We start from the raw sequence: 9,151 nt of genomic DNA on the forward strand, positions 1-9,151 counted from the left end.
GTTCCGTCGAAGACCTTCATCGAAGGGTAGCTACCGTCACCACCCGCGATGTCACCGGCCCTCGGCGGCCGGGCCGGGCGCGTCATCGGGTGGATCACTGGTCGGGTCAGAGCCCTCGTCAAGTGCATCCCACATCGACCGTTCCGACATCTCCTGGCCCTCAGCGCCACCAGCGCGGCCCCGGACAGCCTCCCGGCGCGCCGCCGGCGCCGCATATTTCGCGTCACCGCCGGAGCCGTGCGCGGCCGTGCGCATCAGGAGCACGGCAGCGACCAGCACGCACAGCGCGGCGAGCAGGCTCAGCACCGCACCGGCCAGCCGGCGGTCGGTCCCCAGCAGCGAGGTCAGCGGGATTTCGGCGATGTCGAGGGCACGCAGCGCGATGTCGCGCACCACCCACATGCTCACGGCCAGATAACCGGCCGCCAGGCTCACCGCGGCCATCAGCACCGCCAGCGCCCGCAGCGGCCAGCCCCGCACCGCCACCGCGGCGACGGCGGCGGCCAGGCAGAGCAGCGCCAGGGGCACCAGCGCCGTCGACCACGACGCACCGGTGACCGCGACCTCCTTGGGCTGCCCCAGCCCGTCGAACGAGCGGATCAGCACCCAGGGCAGCCGGGAGGCACCCCACAGGCCGCCGGCGGCCAGCACCAGCAGCAGTTGCGCCACCCGCAGCGCGACGGTGGCACGACGGGCCCGACCCTCAGCCATCGGTCCCGGGCGCGGTCAGAGTTTCGGCGGCGGCGATCGCAGCCAGCACCGCGCGGGCCTTGTTCGAGGCCTCGGTGTACTCATACGGGCCGTTGGAGTCGGCCACCACCCCGCCGCCGGCCTGCACGTAGGCGGTGCCGCCGGCGAGCAGGGCGGTGCGGATCGCGATCGCGAAGTCGGCGTTGCCGGCGAAATCCAGATAGCCGACGACGCCGCCGTAGAGGCCGCGTCGGGTCTTCTCGACCTCCTCGATCAGCTCCATCGCGCGGACCTTGGGCGCACCGGACAGGGTGCCGGCCGGGAAGCACGCGGTCACCGCGTCCAGTGCGGTGCGGTCCTCGGCGAGCAAGCCGGTGACCGTGGACACCAGGTGCATGACGTGGCTGTAGCGCTCGATGTGGCTGTAGTCGGCCACCCGCACCGTGCCCGGAACGCATACCCGGCCCAAGTCGTTGCGGCCGAGGTCGACGAGCATCAGGTGCTCGGCGCGCTCCTTGTCGTCATTGAGCAGGTCCTTCTCCAGCAGCAGGTCTTCCTCCTCGGTCGCACCGCGCCACCGGGTTCCGGCGATCGGGTGGGTGGTCGCGCGACCGTCCTGGACCGTCACCAACGCCTCGGGGCTGGAGCCGACAATCGAAAAGGCCAGTCCCCCACCGTCATCGGGGACCTGCAGCAGATACATGTACGGGCTCGGATTGGATACCCGCAGCATCCGGTAGACGTCAATGGGGTCGACGTCGGTGTCCATCTCGAAACGCTGCGACGGCACCACCTGAAACGCCTCGCCGGCCTCGATCTCCCCGACCAGGCGCTCGACGATCGCCCCGTACTCCTCGGCGGTGCGCTGCCTTCGGTAGACCGGCTCGGGACGGTCGAAGGTCGCCACACTGGACTCCAGCGGCTGACTCAGTGCCGCGGTCATCACATCGAGGCGGGCGATCGCGTCGTCGTAGGCCTCGTCGACCCGCTCGTCGGTGCCGTTCCAGTTGACCGCGTTGGCGATCAGGGTGATGGTGCCCTCGTGGTGGTCGACGGCGGCCATGTCGGTGGCCAGCAGCAGCAACATGTCGGGCAATCGCAGGTCGTCTTTCGCCAGCTCGGGAAGCCGCTCCAACCGGCGCACCATGTCGTAGGCGAAGAAACCCACCAGGCCGCTCGACAGCGGCGGCAGGCCGGGCAGGTGGGCCGTTTCCAGCAGCGCCAGGGTCTCGCGCAGGGCCTGCAACGGGTCGCCGCCGGTGGGGGCACCCTGCGGGGCCGCGCCCAGCCACCCCGCTTCGCCGTCGCGCACCGTCAGCGCCGAGGAGGTTCCGGCACCGATGAACGACCAGCGCGACCAGGACCGCCCGTTCTCGGCCGACTCCAGCAAGAACGTGCCCGGCCGGTTGGCGGCCAGTTTGCGGTAGGCCGACAGCGGCGTCTCGGCGTCGGCGAGCACCTTGCGGGTCACCGGGACCACCCGGTGCTCGGCGGCCAGGGCCCGGAAATCCTCCCGCGATGCGGTGCCGGCGTGGGTCGTTTGCACCCGCCCATCTTCCCAGACCCGCATGTGGAGTCAGGAGTAGCCTTGCGGCCATGAAAACAGGCGACACCGTGGCCGATTTCGAACTGCCCGACCAGACCGGAACACCGCGCAAGCTCACCGCATTGCTGGCCGACGGGCCGGTGGTGCTGTTCTTCTATCCGGCGGCGATGACGCCGGGCTGCACCAAGGAGGCCTGCCACTTCCGTGACCTGGCCGGCGAGTTCGCCGCGGTCGGGGCACAGCGGGTGGGCATCAGTGCCGATCCGGTGGCCAAGCAGGCCAAGTTCGCCGACCAGCAGGGCTTCGACTACCCGCTGTTGTCGGACACCGAGGGCACGGTGGCCGCCCAGTTCGGGGTCAAACGCGGGTTGCTCGGCAAGTTGATGCCGGTCAAGCGCACCACCTTCGTCATCGACACCGACCGCAAGGTGCTCGACGTGATCGCCAGCGAGTTCTCCATGGACACCCACGCCGACAAGGCGCTGGAGCTGCTGCGGGCCCGCTCGTCGGCCTAATTCTCGGCGGCGTCTTCCGCTGCCGCGTCGTCCTGGGCGGGAGCATCCTCGGCCACCTGGCGGCTGTCGCCGACGGCGGTGTCGATCCAGTTCCGGATCTCGTTGAGGTGGGTGACGATCCCGGAGCGCTCCCGCACCAATAGATCCACTTCGGCCTGGGTGCGCTCGGTGAGCAGCTTGGACTCGCGTTTGGTGGTGCTGATCAGCGTGGAGGCCTCCAGGCGGGCTTCCTTGTCGAGCTTGGCGATGTTCGCCTCGGCCTGTTCCCAGGCCGCCTGCATCTTCTGGTCCAGCCGGCGCTGCGCCTCGCGGCGGTTGCGCTCGTCCTCCTCCCAGGCCAGCTTGATCTGCTCGTCGAGCGCCTCCTGCGCCGCCCGTCGGTTGCGCTCGTCTTCCTCGGCGAGGCGCTGGTAGACCTCGCGGCGGCTGCGTTCGGCGTCCTCGATCTCCTGCGCGATCCGGCTGCGTTCCTCATGGGCGATCCGCAGGATCTCCTCCGCTTCGGCGGTCGCGGTTTCGAGGATCTTCGCCCGGCGCACATTGGTGGAAGCCTGGAACTCCGCCAGCGCCTCACTGGCGGCGGACCGGTCCTGGCGGGCGGCCTCCAACTGCTCGCGCAGTTCTGCGGTCAGCGCCTCCGCGTCCTGGCGGGCCAGTTCCTTGGTGCGCCGCGCTTCCTCGGAGGCGATCCGCATCATCCGTGCGATCCGATCCGACATGCCCTCCACCGAATCGACCGGACCGGTGACCTGCTCGAATTGGGACCGCAGTTCGGCCAGCTCAGCGGTGAGGCGCTGACGCTCGGAATCAGCCTCGGCGGTCATCCGCACAATGTCGTTTTGCAGTCGCGTGACCTCGGCGGTCAGTTGTTCGCGATCAAATCGCGTCTGCGCCTTGACCGCGTCGAGAGATTTCGTTCGATCCTGCAGGATCTCGATTTCATGATGCAGGCGCGCGATGTAGTCGGACACCTCATTGCGGTCGAAACCGCGCATCTGCGTTTCGAATTCCGGAATCTCTAGGGCCACCGATTTACTCCTAGCACCTGACTGGTTCGGTCTGCGGGTTTCGGGGGGCAACCAGCTGCTCGACTGAGTTGGCTTGTGCGCGAGGCCAAATGGACCGGCCAGTTGCCGTGCGACGCAGCGTACCAGACCTGCGTGGGCGTGTCACCGGCTCGCATTAACAGGGCTGACATAAGTCAGCGCGGACGATTTTCGCGAAACCAGGACTCTTTGGCCGGGGCGAGGGATTCACGTTTCACCCCGGTGGTCGAACGCTGAATCTGATTGACGATTTTCGCGCGGGCATCCATGAGCTCGGTCAACCGAAGCTGCGCATCGGCGACATGCGTATTGATCGCGTTGTTCATTTCGGTCAATATCTCCGAGGCGTGGTTCTCGGCTTCCTTCATGATCTCCGCGGCGCTCATCACGGCCTGCCGCCGCAATTGGGCGGCATGAACCCGAAGTTGCTTGTGCTGGGCCTCCAGCTCGGCCCGCAGTTCGGCCGCTTCTCGGCGCTGCGCCTCGGCGTCATCGAGAATCGCCCCGGCTTCCTTTTCGGCAGCACTGCGCAATTCGTCGGCGAATCGCTGCGCCTCCGTCCGAATGTCCTCGGCTTCGGCCATGGCGCCGTTGAGAATTCCGGAGAGCCGATCACTGAGATCCACGATGTCACCGGGGATGGCCGACGCCAACTCGTTGAACTGCACGGACGTCGACTCCAGGGTCGCCTGCGACTCGCTCAGCTGCTTGGTGAGCGCGATGATCCGTGCTCCCGCGCGCGGCAGGTGCGCCTCGCTGTCGCTGACCGTGCCCCGGGCGTAGTGGGAGTCGATCTGCTGGGAAACCCGCTCCAACTCCAAACCCGGGTAGTCCAACGGGTACGAGTCGTCCGGTTCGTCGGAGTTCACAATCGGCCAGCATACCGCTCGGGCCCGGTCAGGGAATCAATCCGCGGGAGGCAGCAACACGTCGGAGTCGAAGCAACTGTGGTCGCCGGTGTGGCAGGCCCCGCCGGTCTGATCGACCTCCAGCAGCACGGTGTCACCGTCGCAGTCCAACCGCACCGAGTGCACGTGTTGGGTATGTCCGGATGTCGCGCCCTTGACCCACTGCTGCCCCCGCGAGCGCGAAAAATACGTCGCCTCACGGGTTTCCAGGGTGCGCGCCAGGGCGTCGTCGTCCATCCAGGCGACCATCAGCACGTCGCCGCTGCCCCGCTCCTGCGCCACCGCAGCGATCAAGCCGTCGGCGTTGCGTTTGAGCCGGGCCGCGATCATCGGATCGAGTGTCATCGCACAATGATCCCTTCGGCCGCCATCGCCGCTTTGACCTGCCCGATCGTCAACTCGCGGAAATGAAAGACGCTGGCCGCCAGCACCGCATCGGCGCCAGCATCGACCGCCGGCGCGAAATGCTCCGTCGCGCCGGCTCCCCCACTGGCGATCACCGGCACGCTCACCGCCGCCCGCACCGCGCGCAACATCGGCAGGTCGAAGCCGGCCTTGGTGCCGTCGGCGTCCATCGAGTTCAGCAGGATCTCCCCGACGCCCAGTTCGACACCACGGACCGCCCACTCGACGGCGTCGATTCCGGTGCCGCGCCGGCCGCCGTGGGTGGTGACCTCCCATCCGGACGGGGTCGGCGCCGATCCGGTTGGCACCGTGCGGGCGTCGACCGACAGCACGATGCACTGGGAGCCGAACTGGAGGGCCAGCTCGGCCAGCAGCTCGGGGCGGGCGATCGCGGCGGTGTTCACCGACACCTTGTCGGCGCCGGCCCGCAGCAGCACGTCGACGTCGGCGACGGTGCGCACCCCACCACCGACGGTGAGCGGGATGAACACTTGGTCGGCAGTGCGGGCGACCACCTCCAGCATGGTCGCCCGCCCCGACGACGACGCCGTGACGTCAAGAAACGTCAGTTCGTCAGCGCCCTCGGCGTCGTAGGCGGCGGCGAGCTCGACAGGATCGCCGGCATCGCGCAGGTTCGCGAAGTTGACCCCTTTGACGACCCGGCCGCCGTCGACGTCCAGGCACGGGATGACCCGCACCGCCACATCGCTGGGTTGGCTCATCTCAGTAGTCCTCCGGGGCGCCGACCGCGGTCAGGATGTCGAGGATCTCGCGGTGCACGCCCGGCGCGGCGGCCAGCGCCGAGCGCGACTGCGACGTCCACGGCGCGCCGGTCAGATCCGTGACGACGCCCCCGGCCGCGCGCACCAGCGCGACACCGGCGGCGTGGTCCCAGATGTGGTCGCCGAAACTGAGCGCCCCGCCGAGAATGCCGTCGGCGACGTAGGCCAGGTCGATTCCGGTGGCGCCGTGCACCCGCTGCCGCGAAGTCACCCGGCTCAGGCCCTCCAGCACCGCGAGTCGATAGCGGCCCGGGAAGCGTCCCCGCCACTCGACGTTGAAGGTGCCGATCCCGACCTGGGACTCCGAGAGCACCGTCGGGCCCAGCGCCGGCTGGACCGCCCCGTTGCGCAGCAACGGGCCGCCTGCCACCGCGGTGTAGCGCTGGTCGGTGAACGGCAGCCAGGTCAGCCCGGCCACCGGCTCACCGTCGCGCAGCAGACCCAACAGGATTGCGGCCAGCGGTGATCCCGCGGCGTAGTTGAACGTGCCGTCGATCGGATCCAGCACCCACACCAGCGGCGAATCGATCGGCGGGCCGCCGAATTCTTCGCCGTGCACACCGATTCCGGTCGCCGCCACCAAGTCGTCGGTGATCTGACGCTCCAGAGCCAGGTCGACCTCGGTGGCGAAGTCGTTGCCGCCCTTGCGAACCGCCGAACCGGCGCGGTGGCCCTCGAGGAACGGCTGCGCCGCGACATCAAGGATTTTCGACGCCTCGGCGACCAGGGCGTTCAGATCCGCGGTGTCCAGCGCCACGCGCGGGCCTAGCCTTGCACCGCGGTCAGCGCCTCGGGCAGGGTGAACCGCCCCGCATAGAGCGCTTTGCCGACGATCGCGCCCTCGACTCCGCGGTCCACCAGCGTGGCGATCGCCCGCAGATCGTCGAGGCTGGACACTCCGCCGGAGGCGATCACCGGTGCGTCGGTCCGGTCGGCGACCTCGCCGAGCAGCTCAAGGTTGGGTCCGCCCAAGGTGCCGTCCTTGGTCACATCGGTGACCACGAAGCGTGAACACCCTTCGCGGTCAAGACGTTCCAGCACCGGCCACAGTTCGCCGCCGTCGGTCTCCCAGCCGCGTCCGCGCAACCGGTACGCGCCTTCCGGACTGTCCTTGTCGAGCTGTACGTCCAAGCCGACCGCGATCCGGTCGCCGTGCTCGGCGATCGCGCGGGCACACCACTGCGGGTTCTCCAACGCCGCGGTGCCCAGGTTCACCCGGGCGCAGCCGGTGGCCAGCGCCGCCGCCAGCGAGTCGTCATCGCGGATACCGCCGGACATTTCGACTTTCACGTCAAGGCGGCCGACCACATCGGCGAGCAGCTCACGGTTGGAGCCGCGGCCGAAGGCGGCATCCAGGTCGACGAGGTGAATCCACTCGGCGCCGTCGCGCTGCCAGCCCAGCGCGGCTTCGAGCGCCGACCCGTATTCAGTCTCGCTGCCGGCCTTGCCCTGCACCAGTCGCACCGCACGCCCGCCGACCACGTCGACGGCCGGCAGCAAGATCAAACGTGTACTCACAATGCCTCCACCCAGTTGCTCAGCAGTCTCGCCCCGGCATCCCCACTCTTTTCGGGGTGAAACTGGGTGGCGGCCAACGGCCCGTCCTCGACAGCCGCCAGGAACGGTACCTGATGGGTCGCCCGGGTCACCAAAGCCTCGGGACGGCCCTCCCAGCGCTGCGCGGCGTAGGAGTGCACAAAGTAGAACCTGGTGTCGGCGTCCAACCCGGCGAACAAGGTGCTGCCGGGCGGCGCGTCCACGACGTTCCAGCCCATGTGCGGGATCACCGGCGCCTCGAGTCGGGTGACCGCGCCGGGCCATTGCCCGCAGCCGACGGTCTCCACGCCGAACTCGACGCCGCGAGCGAAAAGGATCTGCATCCCGACGCAGACCCCCAACACCGGGCGCCCAGCCGCCACCCGTTCGGCGATGATCTGCTCTCCGCGCACCGCGTGGAGCCCGGCCATGCACGCCGCGAAGGCGCCGACGCCGGGAACCACCAGTCCATCGGCAGCAGCCGCCGCTTCGGCGTCGGCGGTCACCTCGACCGCGGCCCCGGCCCGCTGCAGGGCACGCTGGGCTGAACGCAGGTTGCCCGAGCCGTAATCCAGGATCACTACCGACTTCACAGAGCGCCTTTGGTCGACGGCACGCCGGTCACCCGCGGATCGGGCTCCACGGCCTGGCGCAGCGCACGGGCGACCGCCTTGTACTGCGCCTCGGTGATGTGGTGCGGGTCGCGCCCGTAGAGCACCCGGACATGCAGCGCGATACGGGCGTTCGAGGCCAGTGTCTCGAACACGTGGCGGTTGATGACGGTGTGGTACGGCACCTGCGAACCGGCAATGGTGCTGTGCATCAAGTGATCCGGCTCGCCGGTGTGCACACAGTAGGGCCGCCCGGACACGTCGACGGCGGCGTGCGCCAGTGTTTCGTCCATCGGGATGAACGCGTCGCCGAACCGCCGGATGCCTTTCTTGTCGCCGAGCGCCCGGTCCAGGGCCTGCCCGAGCACGATCGCGGTGTCCTCCACGGTGTGATGCGCCTCGATCTCGACGTCACCTTTGGCGCGCACCGTCAGGTCGAAACTGGCGTGGCTGCCGAGCGCGGTCAACATGTGGTCATAGAACGGCACCCCGGTGTCGATGTCGACGGTCCCGGTGCCGTCGAGGTCGAGTTCGACGGTGATCTCGGATTCGCGGGTGGTGCGTTCCACCCGGGCGCGGCGGCTGCCGGTCATGAAGCTCCTAATGTTTGTGCGAGTTCGGTGGCCGCAAGGCGTTGGCTGGCGGCGAGCAGGGCGTCGTTCTCCTCCGGCAATCCGGTGGTGGCGCGCAGGTATCCGGCGATGCCGACGTCGCGGATCAGAATGCCGGCATCCAGGTAGCGCTGCCAGGTTGCGGGCGCATCGGCGAATTCGCCGAACAGCACGAAGTTGGCATCGCTGGGGATGACCCGAAACCCCATGGCGCTCAAGGCCGCGCAGACCCGCTCCCGTTCGGAGATGAGCTGCGCGACGCTGCCCAGGGTGTCATCGGCGTGCCGTAGCGCAGCACGGGCGGCCGCCTGGGTGATCGCCGACAGGTGATAGGGCAACCGCACCATGAGCAAGGCGTTCGCATTCGCCGGCGGCCGGCTCGGATACCTGATCGCCGCCCCGGCGGTGATCGACGCGATGCTGCTGGTGCGGTTGCCCTATCACCTGTCGGCGATCACCCAGGCGGCCGCCCGTGCTGCGCTACGGCACGCCGATGACCGC

At 68.9% G+C, this 9,151-nt stretch carries 12 protein-coding genes and 1 pseudogene; 2 read left to right on the top strand and 11 right to left on the bottom strand.

What is annotated here, in order from left to right; translation table 11 throughout:
* Window positions 1-51 precede the first annotated feature (51 nt).
* Together A5648_RS21710 and A5648_RS21715 are read right to left on the bottom strand one after the other, a co-directional pair.
* A complete protein-coding gene (locus tag A5648_RS21710; RefSeq protein WP_065026547.1) occupies window positions 52-711 on the bottom strand; it encodes a TIGR02234 family membrane protein in 660 nt (219 codons plus the stop codon).
* On the bottom strand, window positions 704-2,260 hold the full coding sequence (locus A5648_RS21715) for an anthranilate synthase component I (protein ID WP_207511808.1): 1,557 nt from the start codon (window positions 2,258-2,260) through the stop codon (window positions 704-706). The genes A5648_RS21710 and A5648_RS21715 overlap by 8 nt, the downstream gene beginning before the upstream one ends.
* 26 nt (window positions 2,261-2,286) lie before the next feature.
* Between A5648_RS21715 and A5648_RS21720 the strand changes: the two genes are divergently transcribed.
* Window positions 2,287-2,751, top strand: a complete 465-nt coding sequence (locus tag A5648_RS21720) for a peroxiredoxin (protein WP_065026548.1) — start codon at window positions 2,287-2,289, stop codon at window positions 2,749-2,751.
* Here the strand turns inward: A5648_RS21720 and A5648_RS21725 are convergent.
* From A5648_RS21725 to A5648_RS21765, 9 genes and pseudogenes are all read right to left on the bottom strand, one after another.
* Window positions 2,748-3,779 (bottom strand): hypothetical protein, encoded by a 1,032-nt coding sequence (locus tag A5648_RS21725; protein ID WP_065026549.1) that lies wholly within the window; start codon window positions 3,777-3,779, stop codon window positions 2,748-2,750. The two genes, A5648_RS21720 and A5648_RS21725, sit on opposite strands and share 4 nt — an antisense overlap.
* 173 nt (window positions 3,780-3,952) lie before the next feature.
* On the bottom strand, window positions 3,953-4,666 hold the full coding sequence (locus A5648_RS21730) for a M protein (RefSeq protein WP_065026550.1): 714 nt from the start codon (window positions 4,664-4,666) through the stop codon (window positions 3,953-3,955).
* A gap of 36 nt (window positions 4,667-4,702) precedes the next feature.
* Window positions 4,703-5,050 carry a phosphoribosyl-AMP cyclohydrolase gene (gene hisI, locus A5648_RS21735; protein WP_065026551.1) on the bottom strand — a complete coding sequence of 116 codons (348 nt, stop codon included), beginning with the start codon at window positions 5,048-5,050 and terminating at the stop codon, window positions 4,703-4,705.
* Window positions 5,047-5,832 (bottom strand): imidazole glycerol phosphate synthase subunit HisF, encoded by a 786-nt coding sequence (hisF, locus tag A5648_RS21740; protein ID WP_065026552.1) that lies wholly within the window; start codon window positions 5,830-5,832, stop codon window positions 5,047-5,049. The genes hisI and hisF overlap by 4 nt, the downstream gene beginning before the upstream one ends.
* Before the next feature lies 1 nt (window position 5,833).
* Window positions 5,834-6,649, bottom strand: a complete 816-nt coding sequence (locus A5648_RS21745; protein ID WP_065026553.1) for an inositol monophosphatase family protein — start codon at window positions 6,647-6,649, stop codon at window positions 5,834-5,836.
* Window positions 6,650-6,657: 8 nt separating this feature from the next.
* On the bottom strand, window positions 6,658-7,410 hold the full coding sequence (gene priA / locus A5648_RS21750; RefSeq protein ID WP_065026554.1) for a bifunctional 1-(5-phosphoribosyl)-5-((5-phosphoribosylamino)methylideneamino)imidazole-4-carboxamide isomerase/phosphoribosylanthranilate isomerase PriA: 753 nt from the start codon (window positions 7,408-7,410) through the stop codon (window positions 6,658-6,660).
* Window positions 7,407-8,021, bottom strand: a complete 615-nt coding sequence (gene hisH, locus A5648_RS21755) for an imidazole glycerol phosphate synthase subunit HisH (RefSeq protein ID WP_065026555.1) — start codon at window positions 8,019-8,021, stop codon at window positions 7,407-7,409. The genes priA and hisH overlap by 4 nt, the downstream gene beginning before the upstream one ends.
* Window positions 8,018-8,632, bottom strand: a complete 615-nt coding sequence (gene hisB / locus A5648_RS21760; RefSeq protein ID WP_065026556.1) for an imidazoleglycerol-phosphate dehydratase HisB — start codon at window positions 8,630-8,632, stop codon at window positions 8,018-8,020. The genes hisH and hisB overlap by 4 nt, the downstream gene beginning before the upstream one ends.
* A pseudogene (locus tag A5648_RS21765) lies at window positions 8,629-9,081 on the bottom strand (aminotransferase class I/II-fold pyridoxal phosphate-dependent enzyme); the annotation flags it as partial. The gene hisB and the pseudogene A5648_RS21765, both read right to left, overlap by 4 nt.
* Here A5648_RS21765 and A5648_RS22990 point away from each other — a divergent pair.
* Window positions 9,041-9,151 (top strand): hypothetical protein (locus tag A5648_RS22990; protein ID WP_428844369.1); only part of this gene is annotated, 111 nt, incomplete at its 3' end. The pseudogene A5648_RS21765 and the gene A5648_RS22990 sit on opposite strands and share 41 nt — an antisense overlap.

The sequence above is a fragment of the Mycolicibacter sinensis genome (genome assembly GCF_001673565.1).
Taxonomy (GTDB): domain Bacteria; phylum Actinomycetota; class Actinomycetes; order Mycobacteriales; family Mycobacteriaceae; genus Mycobacterium; species Mycobacterium sinense_C.